Annotated in this window: 39 protein-coding genes, 1 tRNA gene, 3 pseudogenes and 1 other annotated feature; of the genes and pseudogenes, 38 read left to right on the forward strand and 5 right to left on the reverse strand. The window is 39.4% G+C overall.

Annotated features, from left to right (window positions below):
- The first annotated feature begins 55 nt into the window (after window positions 1–55).
- The 24 genes and pseudogenes from B7723_RS10040 (at window position 56) to B7723_RS10155 (ending at window position 11,485) form a co-directional block, all read left to right on the forward strand.
- Window positions 56–322 carry a chorismate mutase gene (locus B7723_RS10040; RefSeq protein ID WP_084849323.1) on the forward strand — a complete coding sequence of 89 codons (267 nt, stop codon included), beginning with the start codon at window positions 56–58 and terminating at the stop codon, window positions 320–322.
- Entirely contained in the window at window positions 319–693 is a 375-nt protein-coding gene (gene crcB / locus B7723_RS10045) for a fluoride efflux transporter CrcB (RefSeq protein WP_084849322.1), read from the forward strand. Before B7723_RS10040 ends, crcB (B7723_RS10045) begins: the two co-directional genes overlap by 4 nt.
- Window positions 687–1,016 (forward strand): fluoride efflux transporter CrcB, encoded by a 330-nt coding sequence (gene crcB, locus B7723_RS10050; protein ID WP_084849321.1) that lies wholly within the window; start codon window positions 687–689, stop codon window positions 1,014–1,016. Before crcB (B7723_RS10045) ends, crcB (B7723_RS10050) begins: the two co-directional genes overlap by 7 nt.
- A 118-nt stretch (window positions 1,017–1,134) precedes the next feature.
- Window positions 1,135–1,482: a 50S ribosomal protein L19 gene (gene rplS, locus B7723_RS10055; RefSeq protein ID WP_001068669.1), complete on the forward strand. Its 348-nt coding sequence runs from the start codon at window positions 1,135–1,137 to the stop codon at window positions 1,480–1,482.
- A gap of 42 nt (window positions 1,483–1,524) precedes the next feature.
- A tRNA-Arg gene (locus B7723_RS10060) sits at window positions 1,525–1,596 on the forward strand.
- 197 nt (window positions 1,597–1,793) lie between these two features.
- Complete coding sequence (locus B7723_RS10065; protein ID WP_084849320.1) at window positions 1,794–2,027, forward strand: Imm74 family immunity protein; 234 nt, start codon at window positions 1,794–1,796, stop codon at window positions 2,025–2,027.
- Between the two features lie 20 nt (window positions 2,028–2,047).
- Window positions 2,048–2,602 (forward strand): hypothetical protein, encoded by a 555-nt coding sequence (locus B7723_RS10070; protein ID WP_084849319.1) that lies wholly within the window; start codon window positions 2,048–2,050, stop codon window positions 2,600–2,602.
- A 69-nt stretch (window positions 2,603–2,671) separates the two neighbouring features.
- The gene (locus B7723_RS10075; RefSeq protein WP_084849318.1) at window positions 2,672–3,094 is read left to right on the forward strand and encodes a hypothetical protein; all 423 of its coding nucleotides are present in this window, start codon (window positions 2,672–2,674) and stop codon (window positions 3,092–3,094) included.
- A gap of 12 nt (window positions 3,095–3,106) precedes the next feature.
- Window positions 3,107–3,448, forward strand: a pseudogene (locus tag B7723_RS10080) (hypothetical protein).
- A 45-nt stretch (window positions 3,449–3,493) separates the two neighbouring features.
- On the forward strand, window positions 3,494–4,060 hold the full coding sequence (locus B7723_RS10085; protein WP_239827338.1) for a hypothetical protein: 567 nt from the start codon (window positions 3,494–3,496) through the stop codon (window positions 4,058–4,060).
- Between the two features lie 68 nt (window positions 4,061–4,128).
- Window positions 4,129–4,779 (forward strand): Imm59 family immunity protein, encoded by a 651-nt coding sequence (locus B7723_RS10760; protein WP_084849317.1) that lies wholly within the window; start codon window positions 4,129–4,131, stop codon window positions 4,777–4,779.
- A 3-nt stretch (window positions 4,780–4,782) separates the two neighbouring features.
- Window positions 4,783–5,433: an Imm59 family immunity protein gene (locus B7723_RS10765; RefSeq protein WP_084849316.1), complete on the forward strand. Its 651-nt coding sequence runs from the start codon at window positions 4,783–4,785 to the stop codon at window positions 5,431–5,433.
- Window positions 5,434–5,456: 23 nt separating this feature from the next.
- Window positions 5,457–6,119: an Imm59 family immunity protein gene (locus B7723_RS10770; protein ID WP_084849315.1), complete on the forward strand. Its 663-nt coding sequence runs from the start codon at window positions 5,457–5,459 to the stop codon at window positions 6,117–6,119.
- A 52-nt stretch (window positions 6,120–6,171) separates the two neighbouring features.
- Window positions 6,172–6,642, forward strand: coding sequence for an SMI1/KNR4 family protein (locus B7723_RS10105; RefSeq protein WP_084849314.1), 471 nt, complete (start codon window positions 6,172–6,174; stop codon window positions 6,640–6,642).
- 24 nt (window positions 6,643–6,666) lie between these two features.
- Window positions 6,667–7,146: a DUF6985 domain-containing protein gene (locus B7723_RS10110; protein ID WP_084849313.1), complete on the forward strand. Its 480-nt coding sequence runs from the start codon at window positions 6,667–6,669 to the stop codon at window positions 7,144–7,146.
- Between the two features lie 102 nt (window positions 7,147–7,248).
- Window positions 7,249–7,692: a hypothetical protein gene (locus tag B7723_RS10115; RefSeq protein WP_084849312.1), complete on the forward strand. Its 444-nt coding sequence runs from the start codon at window positions 7,249–7,251 to the stop codon at window positions 7,690–7,692.
- A 9-nt stretch (window positions 7,693–7,701) separates the two neighbouring features.
- Entirely contained in the window at window positions 7,702–8,148 is a 447-nt protein-coding gene (locus B7723_RS10120; protein WP_084849311.1) for a hypothetical protein, read from the forward strand.
- A gap of 119 nt (window positions 8,149–8,267) precedes the next feature.
- Entirely contained in the window at window positions 8,268–8,723 is a 456-nt protein-coding gene (locus B7723_RS10125; protein ID WP_084849310.1) for a DUF4274 domain-containing protein, read from the forward strand.
- A 110-nt stretch (window positions 8,724–8,833) separates the two neighbouring features.
- Complete coding sequence (locus B7723_RS10130) at window positions 8,834–9,229, forward strand: hypothetical protein (protein WP_084849309.1); 396 nt, start codon at window positions 8,834–8,836, stop codon at window positions 9,227–9,229.
- Window positions 9,230–9,258: 29 nt separating this feature from the next.
- Window positions 9,259–9,849 carry a hypothetical protein gene (locus tag B7723_RS10135; protein ID WP_084849308.1) on the forward strand — a complete coding sequence of 197 codons (591 nt, stop codon included), beginning with the start codon at window positions 9,259–9,261 and terminating at the stop codon, window positions 9,847–9,849.
- Between the two features lie 34 nt (window positions 9,850–9,883).
- Window positions 9,884–10,077, forward strand: a pseudogene (locus tag B7723_RS10140) (DUF6572 domain-containing protein); the annotation flags it as partial.
- 17 nt (window positions 10,078–10,094) lie between these two features.
- Window positions 10,095–10,421, forward strand: a complete 327-nt coding sequence (locus B7723_RS10145; protein ID WP_084849307.1) for a hypothetical protein — start codon at window positions 10,095–10,097, stop codon at window positions 10,419–10,421.
- A 63-nt stretch (window positions 10,422–10,484) separates the two neighbouring features.
- The gene (locus B7723_RS10150; protein ID WP_084849306.1) at window positions 10,485–10,979 is read left to right on the forward strand and encodes an Imm6 family immunity protein; all 495 of its coding nucleotides are present in this window, start codon (window positions 10,485–10,487) and stop codon (window positions 10,977–10,979) included.
- A 32-nt stretch (window positions 10,980–11,011) separates the two neighbouring features.
- Window positions 11,012–11,485 carry an Imm6 family immunity protein gene (locus B7723_RS10155; protein WP_084849305.1) on the forward strand — a complete coding sequence of 158 codons (474 nt, stop codon included), beginning with the start codon at window positions 11,012–11,014 and terminating at the stop codon, window positions 11,483–11,485.
- Between the two features lie 104 nt (window positions 11,486–11,589).
- Here the strand turns inward: B7723_RS10155 and yidA are convergent, their stop codons facing one another.
- Both yidA and B7723_RS10165 read right to left on the reverse strand, forming a co-directional pair.
- Window positions 11,590–12,396 (reverse strand): sugar-phosphatase, encoded by an 807-nt coding sequence (gene yidA / locus B7723_RS10160; protein ID WP_084849304.1) that lies wholly within the window; start codon window positions 12,394–12,396, stop codon window positions 11,590–11,592.
- A gap of 12 nt (window positions 12,397–12,408) precedes the next feature.
- Window positions 12,409–13,713, reverse strand: coding sequence for an HD domain-containing protein (locus B7723_RS10165; protein ID WP_084849303.1), 1,305 nt, complete (start codon window positions 13,711–13,713; stop codon window positions 12,409–12,411).
- A gap of 70 nt (window positions 13,714–13,783) precedes the next feature.
- Between B7723_RS10165 and B7723_RS10170 the strand changes: the two genes are divergently transcribed.
- Window positions 13,784–14,161 (forward strand): DUF1934 domain-containing protein, encoded by a 378-nt coding sequence (locus tag B7723_RS10170; protein ID WP_084849302.1) that lies wholly within the window; start codon window positions 13,784–13,786, stop codon window positions 14,159–14,161.
- Window positions 14,162–14,185: 24 nt separating this feature from the next.
- Here B7723_RS10170 and B7723_RS10175 read toward each other — a convergent pair whose 3' ends face one another.
- Complete coding sequence (locus B7723_RS10175) at window positions 14,186–15,268, reverse strand: DEAD/DEAH box helicase (RefSeq protein ID WP_084849301.1); 1,083 nt, start codon at window positions 15,266–15,268, stop codon at window positions 14,186–14,188.
- The gene (locus tag B7723_RS10180) at window positions 15,265–16,242 is read right to left on the reverse strand and encodes a Gfo/Idh/MocA family protein (RefSeq protein WP_084849300.1); all 978 of its coding nucleotides are present in this window, start codon (window positions 16,240–16,242) and stop codon (window positions 15,265–15,267) included. The genes B7723_RS10175 and B7723_RS10180 overlap by 4 nt, the downstream gene beginning before the upstream one ends.
- A 154-nt stretch (window positions 16,243–16,396) precedes the next feature.
- On the opposite strand from B7723_RS10180, the gene B7723_RS10185 reads away from it, so the two are divergent.
- The 4 genes from B7723_RS10185 (at window position 16,397) to rpmA (ending at window position 18,253) form a co-directional block, all read left to right on the forward strand.
- Window positions 16,397–17,083, forward strand: coding sequence for a YoaK family protein (locus B7723_RS10185; RefSeq protein ID WP_084849299.1), 687 nt, complete (start codon window positions 16,397–16,399; stop codon window positions 17,081–17,083).
- A gap of 64 nt (window positions 17,084–17,147) precedes the next feature.
- Window positions 17,148–17,235, forward strand: a sequence feature (ribosomal protein L21 leader region).
- Window positions 17,236–17,268: 33 nt separating this feature from the next.
- Entirely contained in the window at window positions 17,269–17,583 is a 315-nt protein-coding gene (rplU, locus tag B7723_RS10190; RefSeq protein ID WP_000109141.1) for a 50S ribosomal protein L21, read from the forward strand.
- Between the two features lie 15 nt (window positions 17,584–17,598).
- A complete protein-coding gene (locus B7723_RS10195; protein ID WP_000613697.1) occupies window positions 17,599–17,943 on the forward strand; it encodes a ribosomal-processing cysteine protease Prp in 345 nt (114 codons plus the stop codon).
- 16 nt (window positions 17,944–17,959) lie between these two features.
- Window positions 17,960–18,253, forward strand: coding sequence for a 50S ribosomal protein L27 (gene rpmA / locus B7723_RS10200; protein WP_000916509.1), 294 nt, complete (start codon window positions 17,960–17,962; stop codon window positions 18,251–18,253).
- Window positions 18,254–18,398: 145 nt separating this feature from the next.
- Here rpmA and B7723_RS10790 read toward each other — a convergent pair.
- A pseudogene (locus B7723_RS10790) lies at window positions 18,399–18,494 on the reverse strand (AraC family transcriptional regulator); the annotation flags it as partial.
- On the opposite strand from B7723_RS10790, the gene B7723_RS10205 reads away from it, so the two are divergent.
- From B7723_RS10205 to yabA, 9 genes are all read left to right on the forward strand, one after another.
- Window positions 18,487–19,395, forward strand: a complete 909-nt coding sequence (locus tag B7723_RS10205) for a LysR family transcriptional regulator (protein ID WP_001025723.1) — start codon at window positions 18,487–18,489, stop codon at window positions 19,393–19,395. The pseudogene B7723_RS10790 and the gene B7723_RS10205 overlap by 8 nt on opposite strands.
- On the forward strand, window positions 19,392–19,859 hold the full coding sequence (lspA, locus tag B7723_RS10210; protein ID WP_084849298.1) for a signal peptidase II: 468 nt from the start codon (window positions 19,392–19,394) through the stop codon (window positions 19,857–19,859). The genes B7723_RS10205 and lspA overlap by 4 nt, the downstream gene beginning before the upstream one ends.
- Window positions 19,843–20,742, forward strand: a complete 900-nt coding sequence (locus B7723_RS10215) for an RluA family pseudouridine synthase (RefSeq protein WP_084849297.1) — start codon at window positions 19,843–19,845, stop codon at window positions 20,740–20,742. Before lspA ends, B7723_RS10215 begins: the two co-directional genes overlap by 17 nt.
- A gap of 100 nt (window positions 20,743–20,842) precedes the next feature.
- A complete protein-coding gene (gene proB, locus B7723_RS10220) occupies window positions 20,843–21,952 on the forward strand; it encodes a glutamate 5-kinase (RefSeq protein ID WP_239827337.1) in 1,110 nt (369 codons plus the stop codon).
- Window positions 21,953–21,961: 9 nt separating this feature from the next.
- Entirely contained in the window at window positions 21,962–23,224 is a 1,263-nt protein-coding gene (locus B7723_RS10225; protein ID WP_084849295.1) for a glutamate-5-semialdehyde dehydrogenase, read from the forward strand.
- A gap of 3 nt (window positions 23,225–23,227) precedes the next feature.
- Window positions 23,228–24,025, forward strand: a complete 798-nt coding sequence (proC, locus tag B7723_RS10230) for a pyrroline-5-carboxylate reductase (RefSeq protein ID WP_084849294.1) — start codon at window positions 23,228–23,230, stop codon at window positions 24,023–24,025.
- A 120-nt stretch (window positions 24,026–24,145) separates the two neighbouring features.
- Window positions 24,146–24,784, forward strand: coding sequence for a dTMP kinase (gene tmk, locus B7723_RS10235; protein ID WP_084849293.1), 639 nt, complete (start codon window positions 24,146–24,148; stop codon window positions 24,782–24,784).
- A complete protein-coding gene (locus B7723_RS10240; RefSeq protein ID WP_042902398.1) occupies window positions 24,781–25,671 on the forward strand; it encodes a DNA polymerase III subunit delta' in 891 nt (296 codons plus the stop codon). Before tmk ends, B7723_RS10240 begins: the two co-directional genes overlap by 4 nt.
- A gap of 36 nt (window positions 25,672–25,707) precedes the next feature.
- Window positions 25,708–26,025, forward strand: a complete 318-nt coding sequence (yabA, locus tag B7723_RS10245) for a DNA replication initiation control protein YabA (RefSeq protein ID WP_000358229.1) — start codon at window positions 25,708–25,710, stop codon at window positions 26,023–26,025.
- Window position 26,026 lies beyond the last annotated feature (1 nt).

Below are 26,026 nucleotides of genomic sequence, written 5' to 3' on the forward strand. Positions count from 1 at the left end.
ACTAGCCTATTTGGTGGCTTTTTGATACAATAATTCAAATAAAGGAGGAGACTGTATGAACTTAGATATTATTCGGCAAGAAATTGATCAGCTTGACGATCAAATCGTCAAGCTCCTAGAAGAACGAATGCATTTGGTTGAGGGAGTAGTTGCCTATAAGAAAGCTTCAGGAAAACCTATTTTAGATAGTAAGCGAGAAGAAATCATTTTTGAAAAGGTTAGAAGTCGTGTAGAGGATAAGCGCTATCAGGAGACCATTGTTGCGACTTTTTCAGACATTCTCAAACGTTCGCGTGATTATCAGGATCAAAACATCAAATGAAAAAAGAACAATTCTATCCGCTCGGAATTTTTCTGGCTGCCATGGTGGGAGGCCTTATCCGCTATCTCATTTCCACTTGGTTACCAGCTAGCCCAGACTTTCCTTGGGGCACCCTCCTTGTCAACTATCTGGGCATTGTCTGCTTGGTCTATCTGGTGAAAGGCTATCTGGTCTATAAGGGAACTAGTAAAGGCTTGGTTTTGGCGCTGGGGACAGGATTTTGTGGTGGCCTGACAACCTTTTCTAGTCTACTCTTGGATGCAGTAAAAATGCTTGATACCGGGCGTTATCTTAGTTTAGGCATCTACCTACTTTTGAGTATTGGTGGAGGCCTGCTCTTGGCTTATGTTCTAGGGAGGAAGAAATGGTAATCGTTTATCTTGCAATCGCCTGCGGGCTTGGAGCCCTGGTGCGTTATTTCTTTTCCCGCTATAATCAAGCTTCTAAATTGCCACTGGGCACTCTCATAGTCAATCTTCTAGGATGTTTTTTGATTGGTCTACTCTACAATCATGTGGAGTCCAAGGAAGTCTATGCCATCCTAGCGACAGGTTTTTGTGGAGGGTTAACGACCTTTTCTACCTTGAATGATGAGCTGCAAAGACTGTTAAGTGACAAGAAGGTATTTTATAGCTATTTTCTCTTAACTTATATAGGCGGTTTTCTAGCGATTTTTTTAGGAATTCTGCTATAAATTTCTTTACTTTTAGGTGGAAATTTGGTAAACTGTATCTTGTGTGTAATGGACGCACAAAAATACAGTTTATCCGCTGAGGAAGGTTCCTCAAGATTGACAAAGATAGGAGAATAAAATGAATCCATTAATCCAAAGCTTGACTGAAGGTCAACTTCGTACAGATATCCCATCATTCCGTCCTGGTGACACTGTTCGTGTACACGCGAAAGTTGTCGAAGGTAACCGTGAACGTATCCAGATTTTTGAAGGTGTTGTTATCGCACGTAAAGGTGCTGGTATCTCAGAAAACTACACAGTTCGTAAAATCTCTAACGGTGTAGGTGTTGAGCGTATCTTCCCAATCCACACTCCACGTGTTGAAAAGATCGAAGTTGTTCGTTACGGTAAAGTACGTCGTGCGAAATTGTACTACTTGCGTGCTCTTCAAGGTAAAGCAGCTCGTATCAAAGAAATCCGTCGTTAATTCGACTAAAAAACTCTGCTCACCCAGCAGGGTTTTTCTCTAGCTCCCTTAGTTCAATGGATATAACAACTCCCTCCTAAGGAGTAGTTGCAGGTTCGATTCCTGCAGGGGGCAGTAATTCAATCAAAAAGCACTGAATGATCAGTGTTTTTTTGTCTTAAAATAGAAACCATTTCAGATGAAAATGGAGGTGTGGTATAATAGGAGAAAGTATCAGTGCTTATTTGAAGGGGAATTTCTCTCCTTATTATGAGTATTAGGATTTAGTTTTCTGAGAAAAATAATGATGTTTGAGTAAAGAAGGAAATGGAATGAAAATTTCTGGGACAAGTGGTAACGTTACTTTTGACTATGAAAATGGCTATGTTCTAAAAGCAGAGGGAGAGTTGTTGACTGATGGTAGCTTTATTGTATATAGGTCAAGCATACAGAATTGGGAACCACCTTACAATCACATTCTTATCACACAGAACGAGATAGATAAACTTGTCGAGGAAGTGAACTCCATGATGACGGAGCAAACAATTCAGATCGAATTTATCTGAATTAGAGTAGGAGAAGGGCGATGAAAATTGATTACAGTGAACAGATGCTCACATGGGAGTGGGATAGCAATGAAATAAAGATAGAATTACCAGAAATCATTCATGCGGAATATCATAAAGATGAGAACATGGTGATGGTTTATAGTGGGGAAAATTTCATTAACAAAATCATTTTCTACTTTAGTTTGAAAGGAAAATTGTTAGGGCAACAAAATCTACTAGAAGGAACCCTAGATTGGAATCATAATGGGAAGCATCAGGTTATTTTTCAACATTTACATCATCTTCGCTTTAGCCCTAAATATCAGCGTATCTTCAGTATATTTCGCTCATCCAGCGATTTTGACGTTCCATCAGAACTAGAAGTTTATAATTTAGAAGGTGAGAAAATCGACCAAATTGAATCTCCTGCAGGATTTACTATGCTATATATTTCTGAGATAAGTAAGAAGAAACTGAGAATTGTATGCGAAGCTCTTAAAGAGGATTGTTTTGATAAATCTGGTCGAAGTGATTTCTATTTTAATTTAGATTTAGAAACTAGAAAATGGATAAAAGATGGCTTCGCCTATTGAGGAAGAGAAAAAGAAGCCTGATTTTATGATATTCTGGTTGAGAGAATAACTTTCACTAGGAGAATACAAATGAAACCAACAAAACTACAATGGGAAGATGTTATCCAGTTTGAAGAAGTAAAAGGTTACGGAAAATCCATCTGGAGAAATGATAACAAGTATTATTTAGTTTCAGAAGAGGGAACCGTAGCTTCTTGGTTAGTTGTCTATGAATTACCACAAGAATTATTTACCTTACTAGAGAGTAGAGAGCGGACTCTACTTGAAATATCTTGGAAGGTTCAAAACGATTCTTGGCCACCAACGGAAGAAGAAAAGAAAGCTAGTGAGAAACGATTTATAGAAGAGAGTCCGACATCATTAATTGATTTACCTGAAACTAGAGAGTTATTTACTCAGGAAGAGCTTGAAAGATTAATTCCAATTGCTGAGCAAATGTGGATTGACTGGAGAGGCAAACTTCCAGATGATTATGTATCACCACTTAAGTAAGGAAAGTATAAAATGAAACCAACAAAACTACAATGGGAAGATGTTATCCAATTTGAAGAAGTAAAAGGTTACGGTCAGCATATCTGGAAAGATGAGGAAAAGTATTATTTAGTTTTAGAAGAGGGAACCGTGGTTTCTTGGTTAGTTGTCTATGAATTACCACAAGAATTATTTATCTTACTAGAGAGTGGAAAACGGACTCTACTTGAAATATCTTGCAAAGTTAAGCACGATTATTGGCCACCGAAAGTGAGATAAGAAGAAGCTAATAGAAATTTCTTGAGGCAATATCCAGAAGCTTTAAGAAGAAATCCTAAAGCGCAAGGCTTATTCACAAAGACTGAATTGGAATAAATATTACCCGAAGGGGCTGAAATTCTAGCGAGTAGCGATTAAAAAGTGGAAACTAATCTTAATAACTTCAAAATGATAAATTTTGCAGAGAACAAACTGAGCCTTTTAAAAATTAAAAATATGAAAGATTATCAAATGAAAAATTACAGAAAACTCTTGTTAGAAGCTATCCAAGCAGGCGATGTTGCTGGGATTTTGCGAGGTGAAAAAAGATATTGTATAGAGCCTCCGACCTCTGTACCAGATGTTTTTCCGACAGATATTTGCCAAGTATTAGCTGAGTATTTCTACAAGCAAAATGATATTGACAAGATTCAAGATATATTAGAAGGCAGTCTTATAGAGTTATCACAGAGTTCTGCCGTTGATTTATATATTTCAGTTTTGTTTTTTGATGCGATTCTTTTTATGCAAGAAAAAAATATAGCTAGCTTTACAATCCATACGTCGACAGTTGCACAAGCAATCTCTAAGGGAGTTAAGCTTTTTCAAAAGGAATTGAACGACAGTATCACTTTCCCAAACGGTCTTGTTAAAATAAAACCCATGAGTCAGGTAGAAAGATTCAATCAAAAATATCAAAAGAATCAACGTTTTTCTATTATTGAGTGATAGTGATGGTAGTTGTAACTCTGTATAGATGAACTGTTAGTTGGGATAAATAAGGAGGTCAAGCAAAGATGAGAGACGAAGCCCAAGAACGTTTAAAACTGCTGTCAGCCATTCATGATTTAGGATACGAGAGTTTGAGGTATTCTATCTTTAACGAATATGGTCCTAGTGAATGGGAAGTGGTAATCGAATATGACGATTCTAAGCAAGTGTACAATGTTTACGCTACCATGGATAGAGCAAGTTATAATAAAAAATTGGAATTTGATAATTTTGAAGCTGCTAAAAATAAATTTCTAGAAAAACTAGATCTTACTGTAAAAATAAATAAAACTTCCGTAGAAAATGGAGAAGTTCCTGAATACTCCTCCCCGTTATGGGATAAAATCGAAGCTGACATTGAGAACATGAAATGTATAGTCGAACAAGAGATTAAAAAACGCCATTTTGAGAGCTTACATTATGTTCTATTTGATGAAAATAAAAATCTTCCATGGGTATTTCATCTTTATCAGAAAAATGGAAAATTTTATGTTGATGGTCGAGATGATCGATCATATATAGTTGGACATAGCAAAGAGTACGATAATTTTGAAAGTGCAAAGAAAGATTTTTTTGAAAAATTAGAACTTGTTATAAAATCTAATAAACTGCATATACAGTTAGGATTATCACCAGAATATTCATCACCATTATGGGATGAAAAAGAGGATAACTAGAAGATGAGAGACGAAGCCCAAGAACGTTCTGAACTTTTATTAGCCATTCAAGATTTAGGATATGAGTCTTTAAGATATTCTATTTTTAATGAACACAGACCTTCTGAGTGGGAAACTAGGATAGATTATAATCCAGAATTGGAATTGTATGAAGTTTACTCAACAATGGATCGAGCAAGTACAGGAAGTATTTTTAAGTTTAAAACATTTGAAGAAGCAAAAGAAAAATTTATCCATAATCTAAAGTTAACAGTTTTTCAAAATAAAACTTCCGTTGAAAATGGAGAAGTTCCTGAATACTCCTCCCCGTTATGGGATAAAATCGAAGCTGACTTTGAGAATATGAAATATATAGTTGAACAAGAGATTAAAAAACGTCATTTTGAGAGCTTACATTATGTTCTATTTGACGAAACGAAGCAGCTTCCTTGGGCATTTTATCTTTATCAGAAAAATGGAAAATTTTATGTTGAAGGACGAGATGATCGATCATATGTGATGGGAAATTCGGTAGAATTTGATAATTTTGAAGATGCAAAACTAGCTTTTTTGGAACGATTAGAACATTTTGTAGAATCGACTAAGAAAGGACTTAAAGTTGGATTTTCTCCATATTACTCCTCCCCGCTTTGGGACAATGAAAAGACGGATTGATTGTTAATTGCAGGAGATAATGAATGAAAAATTTAGATAAAGAAAAGCAAGACCTGCTGTCAGCCATTCAAGATTTAGGATATGAGAGTTTGAGATATTCTATCTTTAACGAATATGGTCCTAGTGAATGGGAAGTGGTAATCGAATATGATGATTCTAAGCAAGTCTACAATGTTTACGCTACCATGGATAGAGCAAGTAAGGGGGGAATTTTCAACTATACAGACTTTTCAGAAGCAAAAGAGAAATTTTTAAAATTTTTGGGAGATACTATTTTTTTCAATCGTTATTATGTTCAGGAAGGAATGGGTAAGATGTATTCTTCTCCATTATGGGACGGTTCTGAGACTCTTTCAAGAGAGATTATTGAAAACTATAAGAGAATAATTGAAAAATCCATTAGCGAAAAGAACTACCAATCTTTAGTCTATGTTTTATTTAATGAAAAAGATACTACTCCTTTCGCGATTCATCTGTTCTTTAGGGATAACCTGTTTATGGTAAATTGTAGAGATGATAGGTCTTATATTATGGGAAAAACATTTGAATTTACTAATTTTTTGGAAGCAAAAGAGAAATTCTTCAAGCTGTTAGATTTTACAGTTCGTGAAGGACGAAGAGATGTAGCAAACAGCGGAAGTTATATGTACCCCTCTCCATTATGGGACAAGGAAGAGACTGATTAATTTCTAAGAGCTAGTGGTATAAAGATTTTAAGTAAAGAAAGAAGCTGAAAATATGACTCAGAAAGAACAAGCAATCATCTCCCCTATGCCAACTGATGCCTTATTGCATGAAAGAGAGGTAGCGTGGAGAGTTAAACTGCCTGATGATTATAAGGAATTTATAAAGAAAGAGAATGGGATCATTCCCTCAAAACGGTATTTTCATTTTGGGAATAATGAGAAAGTAATCGATCGCTTTTTAGCAATACTAGCTATTTCAGGTGAAAAGACAGAAGAGGCTTACGATATCGGAGTTGTGAGTACGCAATTGGAAGGTCGTATTGTATTTGATGAAGATAATGTCGGAATGCAACTAATCCCCATAGCAGCATTATATGGTGGAGACTTTCTATGTCTAAACTATGTGGAGGATCCTGATAATCCAAATATTTGCATCTGGTATCACGAGGAATCGTACGAGCTAGAGCCTGCTATAGAGTTTCTAGCTAACAACTTCACAGAGTTTTTAGCAATGCTATATTGATAGAAAGAACGGTTGTAAAAGACAATGGAAATAAATCATCAGACCTTTGGAAAACTAAAGTATAATTACGGTTGGACAAAAGATATTTCTCTAGATATTTTCAATAAGCGCCATGTTTTGGAAATCAATATTGATGCAGATGAAGATGCTGAATTTGAAATTAATCAGGAAAAAGCCTATATATTTTTCGAGAATCACTTAGATGAAATAGTAAAAGAGGCAAATGTTGCAATTATTTCATACTACAATCGTGAAATATCAGATATTGTTTCAAGCTACACGAATCATAAAGCAAAACAATATTTTTTAGACATCATTGGAGACAAAGAGAAGATTTATTCTTTGTTGCAACCCAAGCAAATCCTATTTCCTTTAACTTTTGACGAAAATGTTGAAGAGTTTGGTTTTTTATGTGAGTGTGATTGGGATAAAGAAAATGGCATAGGAATAAAATTTGTCAATGGCGTATTGTCTGAAATTGGTTTTCAGGATATACTCCTATAACTATATGTCTTTTAATAATTTTTTGTTGTTCTTATAGTTTAAGGACATCTTAGCTCGCAGATCTAGCTTAGAAGCAATAAGATGCAAATACAAGGAGATATAATGACACAATTTGAAGATAAATTTATGGAAGTTCAGGCTAGTATGATTTCACTAGCAATGGAATATGTTCAAAATCAAGCAGAAAAAGTATATATTTATGCGATAGCGGACAGTTTGTATAGTTTTAAACCATTTTATAAGATAAATGGTATTGTAATTGAAATGGAAAAAGTTAATGAAGTTGCGACAAAAAGAGTAGATGATTCTGATAATATGGCATTTGCTTTATTGAAATATGGAACTGAAGATGTAATGAAAATGCTTGATGTTTGCCAAGAATACAATCGCGAACATCCAACTGAAATGTGGTTGATTTATGATGCACAGAAAAACAGTCTTGATAGTCGCTATAGCAATGAAGGGCGTTATGACAAGGATGAGGAATTACTTCCACGTCTCGAGTTTGAAAAATGGTTTGAGGAAGTAAAAGGCGAGAAACTGTAGGAGAAGATGATGACCCAATTTGAAGATAAATTTATGGAAGTCCAAGCTGGCATGATTTCATTGGCTATGGAATATGTCCAAAATCAGGCAGAAAAAGTATATATTTATTGCATCTCTGAAGAAGCGTTGCTTTCTTTTGATGTTTTTTATAAAATCAATGGAGTTTATGTCAAATTACACAAGGTTAACACTGTTTTGGATACTAAAGTAGATGATTCTTATAATATGATGTTTTCAGTATTACGATACGGTAATGAAGATATACAAAAATTGATTGATGTTTGCCAAGAATATAATCGTGAACATCCAACTGAAATGTGGTTGATTTATGATGCTAAGAAAAATAGTCTTGACAGTCGTTATAGCTATGAAGGACGTTATGACAAGGATGAGGAATTACTTCCACGTCTCGAGTTTGAAAAATGGGTTGAGGAAGTGAAAGCACAGGAATTGTAGGAGTTACAGATGAAAGATTGATACAATGCTAGAATATAAAAAACATCTGTATTCAACTCAAGCTACAATTCTGGAACGATGAAAATATTTTTACAATAAATTAGATTGAGATATTAAAAATGGATGCAACAAAATTAAATAAACTATCATACATTTTATATTCTGAAAGCAATGCTGAAGCTGTGAAACTAGTTAAGTCTATTACTAGTGAAGATGAACTCTTTGTCTTGCTTGATAATTATAACTGGGGTAATGGTTTTGAAGTGCCAGAGGCAATTATTAATCATCCTAATTGTACTCTCCCAGTTGCCTTATTAGCTTTTCATAGAGCAGACGGTATACAATATTTACTTGAAGGAGAGACTATTTTTGCAAATCGCTTATCGGACTCCTGGGAAAATTTTATAAAGGAAGTTTATGATAAAATTTTGAAAAAGCAATATCCCAATGGAAGTATCTCTTTTCAGCCTGAAATAACAAAAATTCAAAAGTTCAAATTAAATAAGTTGAATCCTAATCTCGATTCATTTATTCTAGACGGAGTGTTAGGAAAAGATTTACATATTCGTCTTTAAAAATGAAGAAGAGGCTATCAGGGAAGTTTATGAGATAGTCAAATATAGAAGCTGTCTATAACCGCGTCAGTATTTTCTGGTAATGATTGTAAACATTTGTGAGGAATAAGATGATTAAACATATAAAGGATGAATTAATAGAATTATTATTAAAAATAGGGGAGACAAATCTGAATCAGTCGGATTTATTTACCGAAGAAAAACCATCTCTATTCTTACCAGAAGGACGTACTATTTATTTAGAAGGCGATCATTACTATATCGTCGGTGTCGAACGTGGCAAAATAAATTCTGAGAAAAAATTTGAAAATAAAGAAGATATTCTTTATTATCTTTTACAATCATATGTTACTAGAATAGCATCAAAGAATGCATGGGCTAATGCTAATGGAGATTTTGAACGGTATGGTAATCTTTTTGATGAAGAACAAATTCGCTTATTTAGTATCATTGATCCTAAATATGGAGAAAGAAGAAGGAAACAACCTAAATTCACCCTTATTTAAAAATCGATAATCCTAACGGAGAAATAATAATGTTTGATAATGAATATATTGTAAGTTTGAAAAGGTTTATCAGCGATGTCGAAATTGTTTCAATAAATAACAAGTTGCAGGCATATGATAATGTGGATATGATTTATACTCTAGAAAAAAGAGAAGATGAATTTTTTATTTCACTAAATGAAAGAGGTGTTATTTTAGAATTCTGTAAAATTAGTAACAAGGAGTTAGCGCAGATCTATTTTGCTATCTTTGTTAAAAGAGGAGTTACAGATTTTGAATTCCCACTGATGACTTTAATAAATGGTATAGAGGATATCGTAATATTGAAAGAATACTTGACTAGAGAAAAACTTGATAGTTTTTATTCGGTTGATTCTAGGATCAAAGGAAAAATAAATTTTTCTTCAGAATTAAACAAGATTTATTACGTAGATGCAAGTGACAATGAATACAGTCTGTTTTACCTGCCAAACAGAATATTTCAAACCTTCTATGCATCGATTGTAAAATTAAAAGCTATGAAGGAGTGGTTGATTCAACTGAATGATACTAATGGACTAGGAGATCAATATGAGGCTACTTTGTTAGGGTATAGTTCAGAGGGAGTAGAGAAGTTTTAAATTGGATTATCTTGTTGTAAAGAATGAGATATAAGAAAAACTCAACAACTACATCTACTTTCTCGAAAGTAAGCAGTATGTGGCACGATATGGCGATAACTTTGACAAAAAGTCATCCATATTACCTTCCAATATTCTCCATCTGATAATGGGCTAGCCTTTCTCGCTGCGGTTCAGAAGGTATTACAACCGACGGATATGAGTTTGAAGGTAGAATTACCGGAATAATAAAGAGAGCGGAAACGATGCTAGCTATTTATATAGATTCTATAGGTGACAAGTCAGGAACCTATAAGTTGTTAAGAAATTATTCATCCTTGCCTTTCTCTTTAATCCAATCCAGAATAAAAGATCATGACACGGTAATAGAGGTAGACATGTTAGATTTGGACGAATTGAAAAAGGTTAGAGCCCTCATAAATGAGTTGAGTGCCATTGGGACTATGGTTACGATGAGAGATTCGACTGGTATTATCACCTTAGAATTTTTAAATAATATTATTTCTACCTTCGAAGAGATTGCGGCTGAAAGAGAAGAATTAGATGCTCTGATGTTTGAGGAGGAAGAGTGATTGTCACCTTTTCCAGTGAATTATACATTCCCAAGTTAATTTTTAGTAATAAAAGGAAAATCAATGAAAGATAATAAAAATTTGTTGCTCTTCCTACAGGAGTTGATATACGGTCTTGTAGATTTTATCAGTGAGAAAGAATATAAGGAATTTGTCTTTGACTCCTTAAAACTTTCAAAACAGGAGCTTGATAAAGAGAGTGGGTTTTGTCCATATGATTTATACAATCGATTGGAAAATATGGATGAGCAGGATATCTTGTCATTTCAGATGCTAGATAAGAAAACCAATCCACTAGTATGGAACTGTATCGCTAATTTCTTTGTCCTGGTTTGTCATTATTCTTATATGGCTTCGGGGGAAGTCTACCTGCCACAAACGATTGAAAGTGTTGACGAGGACATACTTGAGGTTCTTTCTTTAAATTACAAACAAATCCTAGCTGAAAATAGGGAACTTATTTCACAAATATCTGGGCCAGAAATAGATGGATATTTAAAGGATGAGCTCGTTAAAAACTACTTTGGACCACTATTTTTATCTGATGAGAACGAATAGGCCATTCGTTCAAGCATAGATCAGGAGAGGATATGTTTACGAGTTATTTTATGTTGATTTTTGCTGAGGCAATTGCGAATCGTATGGAAACACAATATACTTCACATATTCGAACCGCCTTCGATGCATGTTGGAGTTTTTTGGAGAATAGAGATAAAAGGGGAGAGGAACTTTATCGCCTTTTAGATGATGGGACAGACTTCGGTGGAATATTTATCTACATGCAGTTAGATGAAAATGAAGCGAATGGTCTCTTGTGGGACAACATTAGTTATGCAATAGGTGTGACTGCTAAAGAAGCTTTTGAGTTTAAAAATAAGAAAGAGCTTCCTTCTCCCTTAGAGAACATTGAACCAGAACTGCTCGATGTCTTTATTGGAAATTTAAAAGAAATTAGCATGGATCTTTATCATCACGTCGAAGCTGTAAAACGTTTCATCAATAGAAATCCATACCCATCAAGAGAAACTGCCCTAAAAGAACTAGATAAGATGGGCTTACTATGATAGCCAGATTGGAAGATTTGGCGAAAATTCAAAAAGAACACCCCGGAAGTTAGAGTGTCATCTCTACCTTTTGGGGTGTCGTTTATTTTTAATAGTTAAGCATTTTAAAGTACCCAAGTACGGATGGCATGGGCAACGCCAGATTCATCATTTGTTTTGGTGATGTATTTGGCGATTTTTTTGAGTTCAGAATTTCCATTTTCCATAACAACGGGGTTTCCAACGACTTCCAGCATGGCACGGTCATTCTCTTCGTCCCCGATCGCCATGGTTTCATCTGTGGTCAATCCGAGTTTTTCAGCTAGGTGAGTGATGGCTGAACCCTTGTCTACATTCTTTTTAAGGAGTTCGAGGTAGAAAGGAGCAGATTTGTTGATGGAGTAGCGCTCGTAAAATTCTGCTGGTATCTTTTCAATCGCAGCATCGAGAATCTCTGGTTCATCGATAAACATACACTTGACGATTTCCTTGCCAGCCATTTCTTCAGGGGTGCGGTAGAAGATGGGCATGCTGACGAGGGTTGATTCGTGCACCGTGTATTTTCCGATATTGCGATTGGCAGTATAGATACCGTCCTTGGTAATGGCGTGCATATGGACACCGAGCTTGCGACTGAGGAATTCCATATCCAGATAATCCTCATAGGTCAAGGATTCGCTAATAATCTCATGGCCAGTAGCAGTTTCTTGGACAAGGGCACCGTTGAAGGTCACGACATAGTCACCTTGGTCTCTTAACTGCAAGTCGTCCAGAAGTTTGGCAACACCTGCGATAGGACGGCCTGTTGCAATCACGACTTTGACACCAGCTTCTTTGGCATCTTGGATGGCAGAAAAGACTTCCGGAGTGATTTCCTTTTTACTGTTAACCAGGGTACCGTCGATATCGACGGCGATTAGTTTAGTACTCATAAATTTCCTCTTCTAGTTTTTATTTGGGGTAAAATGATCGTTCTCAATCAAGTGTAAAAATTGCTGGGTAATGCTTGCGAAGATACTGTTTTGGTCCAACATTTCTTTCGGGAAATAGAAACGATTGTCTCCGTGGCGGCTGCCAGCAAGGGATTGGACGATAGGGGACAGGCTAGATAGTTCTGCCAGTTCACCATTTTTTTGTAAAATCTCAATCTGTGTCCTTGGATTTTCAGATTCGGGTCGATAGATATCATAAGGGAGGTCAAAGTTCTTATGAATAGCAGTATAGTAGTCTGGATCAAAACCGATATCTTCAACCAGTTGTCTCATGGTTGCGAGTTGGTCTTGGTCTTTTTCTGAAAAAGTAATGGATTTAAAGACCTTGCGGTTGACAAAACGTTGCGACAAGTCGGCTAGTATCTTGTCAAGACTGGTCATCCAGAGTTGGAAGTAGGTATTCATCACGCCATCATCCAGAGCTAGATAGTCAGACAAGGTCACATTTTTTTCAAAGAAAGGAAGGAGATGTGGAGAAGTTCGTGCAAAGAAGTCCTTGTCTTTAGGATAGAGTTCCTTAGCGCGTTTGAGGAGATTCTGTAGGAGAACTTCCATGGCGCGTGTTGCTGGGTGGAAATAAACCTGCATATACATCTGATAGCGACTGAGGACATAGTCTTCGATGGCATGCATACCGTTGCGCTGAAAGGCGATACCATTTTCGACTGGACGAATCACTCGTAGGATCCGTGTCAGGTCAAATTCCCCATAAGATGCTCCTGTAAAATAGGAGTCGCGCAATAGATAGTCCATGCGGTCTGCATCAATCTGACTGGAAATGAGCTGTACGACCTGCTTGTTAGGATAGGTATGGTCAATGACACTAGCCCCCTTTTTAGGAAAGTCTGGAGCTACTTGTAGCAGGACTTGGTGAATCTCTGTCTCAGGATTTTGGATGATTTCCTGAGTGATGGCTTCATGATCTGTATCAAAGAGATGTTCAAAAGTATGTGAGTAGGCACCATGCCCGAGGTCATGAAGGAGCGCAGCGGTCATGGTCAAGAGAGACTCAGCAGGATCCCATTCTTCAGGATATTTTTCTTCAAAAATCTCTGTGATGCGTCGTGCAATTTCATAGACCCCCAAACAGTGGGAAAAGCGACTGTGCTCCCCACCGTGGAAGGTATAACTGGAAGTTCCTAGTTGCTTGATACGGCGCAGACGTTGAAATTCCTTTGTATTGATCAAGTCATAGATGACCTGGTTGTTTACATGGATATAGTTGTGAACTGGGTCACGGAATACTTTTTCGTTCATATGACCATTATAGCAAAATCCTGCTCTTTTTGGTAAAATAGTAGAACAAGAGACAGAAAGAGGACTTGATGTGAAAATTCGGATGCGAAATACGATTCAGTTTGATGAACAGTTGGAAGTCATCGACCAACTCTATGACGTGGAAGTACGTGAAAAAGGAGATTATAGCTATTTACTCTTTTATAATGAGGAAAAGGAAAAAGTGGTTCTCAAGTTTCATCAAGAAGAACTGGTGATGACCCGTTTCTCGAGTCCCAAGACCATCCTGCGTTTTCTAAAGGATAGTGATAGTTTGGCCTATATTCCTACACCCATGGGGATGCAGGAGTTTATCATTCAAACGAGTCACTACAAACTGGATGGGCAAAAGATTGAATTAGCCTATCAACTGCAAAACCAAGAGGGACACCCCTTTGCCAGCTATCAATTAGAAATTACTTGGGGATAAGAAAAAGGTTGGCGAATGCCAACCTTATTTGATATAGAGTTCTTGATTTTTTAGGACAATTTCACCTACACTTGCGAATCTCTTAAGTTTTTTAAGTTCTTCAGGATGGGTTACGAGAGTGATAACATAGCCTTCTTTACCCATGCGACCTGTACGACCAGCACGATGGGTATAGGTTTCCATATCTCTAGGGACGTCGAAGTTGACAACACATTCCAAGCTATCAATGTCGATACCACGAGCCAGAAGGTCTGTTGCAAGAAGAAGAGTTAGTTGCTTGTCCTTAAACTTTTCCAAGATAACTTTTCTAAACTTGACATTGACATCGCTAGCGAGGGAAACAGCCAAGATATCCCGATACTGTAGTTTTTCCTCTGCGCTTCCAAGGTCTGAGAGACTGTTAAAGAAGACCAGACCACGAAAATCCTCTACATGAGCCAGCTTTCGTAGCATATCCACTCGGTGACGTTGGTCTACCTGCATGTAGAAGTGTTGAATGTTGTCTAACTTTTGGTCAGAAAGATCAATGGTGCGCGTGTTTGGAGCAATCTTTTCTTGGTCAAACTTGGTCGTCGCACTCATGTAGATGAGTTGATGATCACGAGGTGCGTAGTGAGTAATTTTCTCTACAAAGTGAATCTGAGATTCATCGAGCAATTGGTCAAATTCATCCAGAATGATGGTTTCCACATTCATCATCTTGATTTTTTTCAATTTAATCAATTCAAAGATACGGCCAGGAGTTCCAATCAGAATTTCTGGCCCTTTTTTTAGGCGTTCAATCTGGCGTTTCTGACTCGAACCTGATAAGAAGAGCTGAGCAGTCAAGCCGATAGCCTCTGCCCACGTTTTACATACATCAAAAATCTGTCCAGCAAGTTCTGTATTCGGTGCTAGAATCAAGAGTTGCTGGGCTTTTTTCTTTTGTAGTCTGAGTATACTTGGGAGTAAGTAAGCGAGGGTCTTACCAGTTCCTGTTGGGCTTACTCCTAGGAGGTTTTCTCCAGCTAGAATGGGCTCAAATAGTTGAGTTTGAATGGGTGTGAATTCTTGGAAACCGAGTTGGTCACTTAGTTCTTGCCATTCAGTAGGTAGTTTGGTTTTCATTTTTCTGCCTCAAATCTAATGCCAGCAGTCTGGCGCATGGTATATAATAGGTCATGAACAGAACCTGCATCATCCAGCCAGTTCTGGTAAAGTGTCTGGTCTGGTTGATGAATCATGTGTGCAAATGCAGTGACTTCCTCAGTCATCGTATGAGGAGCTTGTTGGATAGGGAGCTGGACTTGATTTCCTTGGTGATCGGTAAAAATAGCTGAGCGGACATGCTCGATCGTGTTGAGTGTCAATGTTCCATCTGTTGTGTAGATCTCGCAAGGAAGATTGGAAGTGATGTTTTTTCCAGCCTTGATATGAACTTGAAAGCCAGGGTAGAAGAGGGTACCATCGCCATTTAGGTCAATGCTATTGTCAAGCTGTTGAGCTTGGTAGGTCGCGTCCTGAGCCTTTCCAAAAAGGCGAACGACAGCATAGAGAGGATAAATCCCCAAGTCCATAAGAGCTCCACCAGCAAAACGGTCTGAAAAGACATTGGGAGTCTGTCCCGCCAACAAGTCAGGCATCTTGGAAGAATACTTGGCATAGTTGAAATCTGCTCCCCAAATTTGCTTGTCTGCCAAAAAATTCTTGATAGTAGTAAAAGCTTTCTCGTGGTAATTACGAGCTGCCTCAAAGATAAAACAGTGATTTTTCTCAGCTGTCTGTCTCAAATCCAGCCACTCTTGTGGCTGAGTGACAGCTGGCTTTTCAAGAATGACGTGCTTACCAGCAGACAAGGCAGCCTTGGCTTGAACAAAATGCAAGGAGTTTGGACTGGCGATATAGACCACATCAAAGGAAGACTTAAAGAAGTCTTCTAATTGATCAAAGAGTTGGATATTTTCATAGCGAGAAGCAAAGGTTGCGGCAGTTTCTCGTTTTCTAGAATAGACTGCAACCAGCTGGTATTCTCCGCTAGCATGGGCTGCTTCTATGAAATGATGGCTGATAGCCCCTGTTCCGATGACACCTAATTTAAGCATAAATACTCCTTTTCCGACTTCAAATCCTTCCTTCATTATAACATAGAAAAGAAGGACTATCCAACAGATGGTAAAAATTTTCAAATGGGCTACGTTTTTCTCAAAGAAAGTGGTACAATATTTAGATAAGTAGATGAAATGAAAAGGGGGAGAAATGAGATTATTACCAATAAGAAAAATATCACGTCAGTCTAAGAGACTAGCGCTTTTTTTGACTTTTTGTGCAGGGTATGTCGATGCTTATACTTTTATCGTGCGAGGGAATACCCTTGTCGCTGGACAGACTGGGAATGTCGTTTTTCTTTCTGTAGGACTCATTCAGCAGAATGTCTCGGATGCTAGTGCTAAAGTAATGACCTTGCTTTTCTTTATGATGGGTGTCTTTTTTCTGACATTGTATAAGGAAAAACTACGAATTGTTAAAAAGCCGATTTTGTCCTTGATTCCACTTGCAGTCCTGTCTCTAATTATTGGCTTTGTGCCGCAAACGGTTGATAATATCTATCTCGTACCGCCCTTGGCCTTTTGTATGGGACTGGTGACAACTGCTTTTGGAGAAGTGTCAGGGATTGCCTATAATAATGCTTTTATGACAGGGAATATTAAACGTACCATGTTGGCTTTTGGAGATTATTTCCGGACCAAGCATACGCCTTTCCTACGAGAGGGCTTGATTTTTGTTAGCCTACTGACCAGCTTTGTTCTTGGAGTTGTTTTTTCAGCCTATTTGACGATTTTCTATCATGAAAAGACGATTCTAGGTGTTCCAGTGATGATGGGCATCTTTTACCTCAGTATGCTTTTTGCTTCTTGGAGGAAAAAAGGGAAAGAAAAAGCTTAATTTTGATTGATTTCGCTTGTAAGAAAAAAGAAGATATGCTATACTTGAAGAGTTGACTATGCACAATCCTGTGCAACCGCACGAACATCGTTGCTCACTCTGTGAGATAAAAGTGGTTCGTCCCACGATGCTAGGCGAGTCTTCACAAAATACGGGGAAACCCAAAAAATCATAGGAGGTGCATAATGAGCACATACGCAATTATCAAAACTGGCGGAAAACAAGTTAAAGTTGAAGTTGGTCAAGCAGTTTACGTTGAAAAATTGAACGTTGAAGCTGGTCAAGAAGTTACTTTTAACGAAGTTGTTCTTGTTGGTGGTGAAAACACTGTTGTCGGAACTCCACTTGTTGCTGGAGCTACTGTAGTTGGAACTGTTGAAAAACAAGGAAAACAAAAGAAAGTTGTTACTTACAAGTACAAACCTAAAAAAGGTAGCCACCGTAAACAAGGTCACCGTCAACCATATACAAAAGTTGTCATCAACGCGATCAACGCTTAATTTTAAGGAGAACACATGATACAAGCAGTCTTTGAGAGAGCCGAAGATGGCGAGCTGAGGAGTGCGGAAATTACTGGACACGCCGAAAGTGGCGAATACGGCTTAGATGTCGTGTGTGCATCGGTTTCTACGCTTGCCATTAACTTTATCAATTCCATTGAGAAATTTGCAGGCTATGAACCAATCTTAGAATTAAATGAAGATGAAGGTGGCTATCTAAAGGTTGAAATACCAGCGGATCTTCCTTCGCACCAGAGAGAAATGACCCAGTTATTCTTTGAATCATTTTTCTTAGGTATGGCAAACTTATCGGAGAACTCTTCTGAGTTCGTCCAAACCAGAGTTATCACAGAAAACTAACACGGAGGAAAACATTATGTTAAAAATGACTCTTAACAACTTGCAACTTTTCGCCCACAAAAAAGGTGGAGGTTCTACATCAAACGGACGCGATTCACAAGCAAAACGTCTTGGAGCTAAAGCAGCTGACGGACAAACTGTAACAGGTGGATCAATCCTTTACCGTCAACGTGGTACACACATCTATCCAGGTGTAAACGTTGGACGTGGTGGAGACGATACTTTGTTCGCTAAAGTTGAAGGCGTAGTACGCTTTGAACGTAAAGGTCGCGATAAGAAACAAGTTTCTGTTTACCCAATCGCAAAATAAAAAGGTCCAGTAAACCTTTTTATCCTGAGCCTTGGTATTTTAAGGCGAGGAAGCTAGAAGTAGCATAAAATGAGGTTTTCCGAGTTTTCGGAGAGCCTATTTTTTTGTTTTGATACCCATTTTGAATTTAATAGAGAATAGTTAGATTTAAACTTGCGATGGACACTTTTTTCTTTTTTGGAAAACTTCTGAATTATGGTATAATGAACAGATAGAGAAGTTGGGGGTAGAAAATGAATATTCAACAATTACGCTATGTTGTTGCTATTGCCAATAGTGGTACTTTCCGAGAAGCTGCTGAAAAGATGTATGTCAGCCAGCCTAGTCTGTCTATTTCTGTACGTGATTTGGAAAAAGAGTTGGGTTTTAAAATTTTCCGTCGGACGAGTTCGGGAACGTTTTTGACCCGTCGTGGTATGGAATTTTATGAAAAAGCGCAGGAGTTGGTCAAAGGCTTTGATGTTTTTCAAAATCAGTATGCCAATCCTGAGGAAGAAAAGGATGAATTTTCCATTGCCAGTCAGCACTATGACTTCTTGCCACCAACCATTACTGCCTTCTCAGAACGTTATCCTGACTACAAAAACTTCCGTATTTTTGAATCAACTACTGTTCAAATCTTAGACGAAGTAGCCCAAGGACACAGTGAGATTGGGATTATCTACCTCAACAATCAAAATCAAAAAGGAATTATGCAACGGGTTGAAAAGCTTGGTTTAGAAGTTATTGAACTAATTCCTTTCCAGACTCACATTTATCTTCGTGAAGGGCATCCTTTAGCACAGAAAGAGGAATTGGTCATGGAGGACCTAGCGGATCTGCCAACGGTTCGGTTTACTCAGGAAAAGGATGAGTATCTATACTATTCAGAGAACTTTGTCGACACCAGCGCGAGCTCCCAGATGTTCAATGTGACCGACCGTGCTACTTTGAATGGTATTTTGGAGCGGACAGATGCCTATGCGACTGGATCTGGATTTTTAGATAGTGACAGTGTTAATGGCATCACAGTCATTCGTCTCAAGGACAATCTAGATAACCGCATGGTCTATGTCAAACGGGAAGAAGTGGAGCTTAGCCAAGCTGGTACTCTTTTCGTAGAAGTCATGCAAGAATATTTTGATCAGAAGAGGAAATCATGAAAAAAAGAGGAATAGTAGCAGTCATTGTACTGCTTTTGATTGGGCTGGATCAGTTGGTCAAAAATTATGTTGTCCAGCAGATTCCACTGGGTGAAGTTCGTTCGTGGATACCTAATCTCGTTAGCTTGACCTATCTGCAAAATAGAGGAGCAGCCTTCTCCATGCTGCAAGATCAGCAGTGGTTTTTTGCTGTCATTACACTGGTCGTCATGGTAGGAGCCATTTGGTATCTACATAAACATATGGAGGATTCTCTCTGGTTAATTTTTGGACTGACCCTGATAATAGCGGGAGGTCTGGGCAACTTTATCGACAGAATGAGTCAAGGTTTTGTGGTGGATATGTTTCACCTAGACTTTATCAACTTTGCGATTTTCAATGTTGCTGACAGCTATTTGACAGTTGGTGTGATTATTCTATTGATTGCAATGCTTAAAGAGGAAGTAAATGGAAATAAAAATTGAAACTGGTGGGCAACGTCTAGACAAGGCTCTGTCGGACCTGACAGAATTGTCACGCAGTCTCGCGAATGAACAAATCAAGGCTGGACAAGTTTTGGTTAATGGGCAAGCTAAGAAAGCCAAATACACTGTCCAAGAGGGGGATGTCGTCACTTATCGCGTGCCAGAACCAGAGGTTTTAGAATATGTGGCTGAGAATCTGCCGCTCGAGATTATCTACCAAGATGAGGATGTAGCCGTTGTTAACAAACCTCAAGGCATGGTGGTCCATCCGAGCGCTGGTCATACAAGTGGAACCTTGGTCAATGCCCTCATGTACCATATCAAGGACTTGTCAGGTATCAATGGGGTTCTCCGCCCAGGTATCGTTCACCGCATTGACAAGGACACGTCTGGTCTGCTTATGATTGCAAAAAATGATGAGGCCCACTTGGCACTTGCCCAAGAACTCAAGGATAAGAAGTCTCTACGTAAATACTGGGCGATTGTTCATGGCAATCTGCCAAATGATCGTGGTGTGATTGAAGCGCCGATTGGCCGCAGTGAAAAAGACCGTAAGAAACAGGCTGTGACTGCTAAAGGGAAGCCCGCAGTGACTCGTTTTCAAGTCTTGGAACGCTTTGGAGATTATAGCTTAGTGGAGTTGCAACTGGAAACAGGACGTACCCACCAAATCCGTGTCCACATGGCTTATATTGGCCATCCAGTCGCTGGTGATGAGGTCTATGGTCCTCGTAAGACTTTGAAAGGACATGGACAGTTTCTCCATGCCAAGACTCTAGGTTTTACTCATCCGAGAACAGGTGAAACCTTGGAGTTCACAGCAGATATTCCAGAGATTTTTAAAGAAACGCTGGAAAGATTGCGAAAAAATGAGAATAGATAAAAGAGTTGAGATGCCTTGTCTCAACCTTTTTATTTCAAGTCTTTTCTATTTTAAAGTATTCATGTTATAATGGATAAATATGAAGAATCGGAGTGAGAATATGAAGTACAAACGAATCGTCTTTAAGGTGGGGACCTCCTCCTTGACAAATGAAGACGGGAGTTTATCAAGAAGTAAAGTAAAGGCAATTACCCAGCAATTGGCTATGCTGCATGAGGCTGGACATGAGTTGATTTTAGTGTCATCTGGTGCAGTAGCCGCTGGATTTGGAGCTTTGGGTTTTAAAAAACGTCCGACCAAGATTGCAGATAAACAAGCTTCGGCTGCAGTTGGTCAGGGACTTTTGTTGGAGGAATATACAACCAACCTCCTCATGCGCCAGATCGTTTCTGCACAAATCTTGCTGACACAGGATGATTTTGTAGATAAACGTCGCTATAAGAATGCCCACCAGGCCTTGTCTGTATTGCTTCATCGTGGTGCAATTCCCATTATCAACGAGAATGACAGTGTCGTCATTGACGAACTCAAGGTGGGTGATAATGACACCCTGAGTGCTCAGGTAGCGGCGATGGTTCAGGCAGACCTTTTAGTTCTCTTGACGGATGTGGACGGCCTCTATACTGGAAATCCCAACTCAGATCCAACAGCCAAACGTTTGGAGAAAATCGAGACTATCAATCGTGAGATTATTGATATGGCTGGTGGAGCAGGTTCGTCTAATGGTACTGGGGGGATGCTGACAAAAATCAAAGCTGCAACTATTGCGACGGAGTCAGGTGTGCCAGTCTATATTTGCTCCTCCTTGAAATCAGATGCCCTGATTGAGGCAGCTGAGGAGACCAAGGATGGTTCCTTCTTTGTTGCGCAAGAGAAGGGACTTCGTACCCAGAAACAATGGCTGGCCTTCTATGCTCAAAGTCAGGGAACGATTTGGGTAGATGGTGGAGCTGCAGAGGCACTTTCAAAAAACGGGAAAAGTCTCCTTTTATCAGGCGTTGTAGAAGTGGAAGGAAGCTTCTCTTACCACGATATTGTAACAGTGGCTGATAAAGAAACAGGTCAATCTCTTGGAAAGGGACATGTCCAATTTGGCGTCTCAGCTCTAGAAGATATGCTCCGTTCTCAAAAAGCTAAGGGAGTCTTGATTCACCGTGATGACTGGATTTCCATCACTCCTGAAATCCAGCTACTCTTTACAGAATTTTAGAGGTGAACGATGGTAAGTACACAAGAACAATTTGAACAGGTACAGGCTGTTAAGAAATCAATCAATACTGCTAGTGAAGCAGTGAAAAACCAAGCCTTGCTAGCCATGGCTGATTATTTATTGGCAGCTACTGAGGAGATCTTAGCGGCTAATGCTCTGGATATGGAAGCGGCCAAGGGGAAAATCTCAGATGTCATGCTGGATCGTCTTTATTTGGATGCAGGGCGAATCCAAGCGATGGCAAGAGGGATTCGTGAAGTGGTTGCTTTACCAGATCCTATCGGTGAGGTCCTAGAAACAAGTCAGCTTGAAAATGGTTTGGTTATTACCAAGAAGCGTGTGGCCATGGGAGTTATTGGTATTATCTATGAAAGTCGTCCAAATGTGACGTCTGATGCGGCTGCCTTGGCTCTCAAGAGTGGAAATGCGGTCGTTCTTCGTAGTGGGAAGGACGCCTATCAAACAGCTCATGCTATTGTCACAGCCTTGAAGAAGGGCTTGGAGACGACTACCATTCATCCAGAGGTGATTCAACTGGTGGAAGATACTAGCCGTGAAAGTAGCTATGCCATGATGAAGGCCAAGGGTTATCTAGACCTTCTCATACCTCGTGGAGGCGCTGGTTTGATCAATGCTGTGGTTGAAAATGCTATCGTGCCTGTTATCGAGACAGGAACTGGGATTGTCCATGTCTATGTGGATAAGGATGCAGATGAAGACAAGGCTCTATCGATCATCAACAATGCTAAAACCAGTCGTCCTTCTGTCTGCAATGCTATGGAAGTTTTACTGGTTCATGAAGACAAGGCAGCGGATTTCCTTCCTCGCTTGGAACAAGTTCTGGTTACAAGTCGGAAAGAAGCTGGCCTGGAGTCAATTCAATTCCGCTTGGATGAGAAAGCAAGTCAGTTTCTTTCAGGTCGATTAGCTGAGGCCCAAGACTTTGACACTGAGTTTTTAGATTATATCCTAGCGGTTAAGGTTGTGAGCAGTTTAGAAGAAGCAGTTGAGCATATTGAAGCTCACAGTACCCATCATTCAGATGCCATTGTGACGGAAAATGCTGAAGCTGCAGCTTACTTTACAGATCAAGTGGACTCTGCAGCGGTGTATGTCAATGCCTCAACGCGTTTCACTGACGGGGGCCAGTTTGGACTTGGATGTGAGATGGGAATTTCTACTCAGAAACTGCATGCGCGTGGGCCTATGGGCTTGAAAGAGTTGACCAGCTACAAGTATGTGGTTACTGGTAACGGACAGATAAGGGAGTAAGAGATGAAGATTGGATTTATCGGTTTGGGGAATATGGGAGCTAGCTTGGCTAAGGCTGTTGTGCAGGCCAAGACGGGTGCACAGATTCTCCTTGCCAATCGTAGTCAAGCAAAAGTAGATGCTTTCATTGCCAACTTTGGTGGTCAGGCTTCCAGCAATGACGAAATCTTCGCAGAAGCAGATGTGATTTTTCTAGGTGTTAAGCCTGCTCAGTTTTCTGAACTGCTTTCTCAATACCAGACCATTCTTGAAAAGAGAGAGAGCCTTCTTTTGATTTCCATGGCAGCTGGATTGACTTTGGAAAAACTGGCTAGACTACTTCCAAGTCACCACCGAATTATTCGCATCATGCCTAATACTCCAGTGGCTATCGGTCAAGGGGTGATTAGTTATGCCATGTCAGCAAACTGTCTTGCTGAGGACGGTGAACTCTTTTGTCAGCTTTTAGCCAATGCGGGTCTATTGGTTGAGCTGGGGGATGACTTAATTGACGCGGCGACAGGTCTTGCAGGTTGTGGACCAGCTTTTGTCTATCTCTTTATCGAGGCTTTGGCAGATGCGGGTGTACAGACAGGATTGCCACGAGAAATAGCTTTGAAAATGGCAGCCCAAACAGTAGTCGGCGCTGGACAAATGGTCCTCGAAAGTCAACAACATCCTGGAGTATTGAAAGATCAAGTTTGCAGCCCAGGAGGTTCGACTATCGCGGGTGTAGCAAGTCTGGAAGAACATGCCTTTAGAGGTACCGTCATGGACGCAGTTCATCAAGCCTACAAACGAACACAAGAATTAGGTAAATAAGAGGTTGGATGACTCCCAGCCTCTTTTATGGTCGATTGAATGGAGAAGACACAAAAAGATTGTCACAAAAATCTATTTTTTTGATAGAATAGAAGGTAGAAAAAAAGAAATGAGTTAGACATGTCAAAAGGATTTTTAGTCTCTCTTGAGGGACCGGAGGGAGCAGGAAAGACCAGCGTTTTAGAGGCTCTACTCCCAATTTTAGAGGAAAAAGGAGTAGAGGTGTTGACGACCCGTGAGCCAGGTGGAGTCTTGATTGGAGAGAAGATTCGGGAAGTGATTTTGGACCCAAGTCATACTCAGATGGATCCTAAAACAGAACTCCTTCTCTATATTGCCAGTCGTAGACAGCACTTAGTGGAAAAAGTTCTCCCAGCACTTGAAGCTGGCAAGTTGGTCATTATGGACCGCTTCATCGATAGTTCCGTTGCTTATCAGGGATTTGGTCGTGGCTTGGATATTGATGCCATTAATTGGCTCAATCACTTTGTGACAGATGGCCTCAAACCCGATTTGACTCTCTATTTTGACATCGAGGTGGAAGAGGGGCTGGCTCGCATTGCTGCCAATAGTGATCGCGAAGTCAATCGTTTGGACTTGGAAGGCTTGGACTTGCACAAGAAAGTCCGTCAAGGCTACCTTTCTCTTCTGGACAAAGAAGGAAATCGCATTGTCAAGATTGATTCGAGTCTTCCTTTGGAGCAAGTTGTGGAAACAACCAAGGCTGTCTTATTTGACAGAATGGGCTTGGCTAAATGAAACAAGATCAACTAAAGGCTTGGCAGCCAGACCAGTTTGACCGCTTTGTCCGTATCCTAGAACAAGACCAGCTCAATCACGCCTATCTCTTTTCAGGTTTCTTTGGAAGCTTGGAAATGGCGCAGTTTTTGGCTAAGAGCCTCTTTTGTACGGATAAAGTAGGCGTTCTACCATGTGAGAAATGCCGAAACTGTAAGCTGATTGAACAGGAAGAATTCCCCGATGTTACCTTGATTAAGCCAGTCAATCAGGTCATCAAGACAGAACGCATTCGGGAATTGGTGGGTCAGTTTTCTCAAGCAGGGATTGAAAGTCAGCAGCAGGTCTTTATTATTGAGCAGGCGGAGAAAATGCATCCTAACGCGGCTAATTCTCTGCTCAAGGTCATCGAAGAACCCCAGAGTGAAGTTTACATTTTCTTCTTGACCAGCGATGAGGAAAAAATCTTGCCAACAATCCGTAGTCGGACCCAGATTTTCCATTTTAAAAAGCAAGAAGAAAAGCTCATCCATCAATTAGAACAAGCAGGTCTGGTCAAGAAAAAAGCAACTCTCTTAGCCCAGTTTTGTCAATCACGTGCTGAAGCTGAAAAGTTGGTCAATCAGGCTAGTTTTTGGACCTTGGTGGATGAGAGCGAACGCCTGCTGACCTGGTTATTAGCCAAGAAAAAAGAGAGTTATTTGCAAGTTGCGAAATTAGCCAGCTTGGTAGATGACAAGGAAAAACAAGATCAGGTCTTGCGAATCCTCGAAGTCCTCTGTGGGCAGGATCTCTTGCAAGCAAGGATTCGACAGATTCTACAAGATTTACTAGAAGCTAGAAAAATGTGGCAGGCTAATGTCAGCTTTCAAAATGCCATGGAATATCTGGTCTTGAAAGAAATATAAACTCAATGAAGGATATAGAAAGGAAAGGGCTGGTTTATGGACAAAAAAGAATTATTTGACGCGCTGGATGATTTTTCCCAACAATTACTGGTGACCTTGGCCGATGTGGAAGCCATCAAGAAAAATCTCAAGAGTCTGGTAGAGGAAAATACAGCTCTTCGCTTGGAAAATAGTAAGTTGCGCGAACGCTTGGGCGAGGTGGAAGCAGATACTCCCGTCAAGGCCAAGCATGTTCGTGAAAGCGTCCGTCGAATCTATAAGGACGGTTTTCACGTATGTAATGATTTTTATGGACAACGCCGAGAGCAGGACGAGGAATGTATGTTCTGTGATGAGTTGTTATATAGGGAGTAAG

This window comes from Streptococcus oralis subsp. oralis, from assembly GCF_002096435.1.
Taxonomy (GTDB): Bacteria; Bacillota; Bacilli; order Lactobacillales; family Streptococcaceae; genus Streptococcus; species Streptococcus oralis_AA.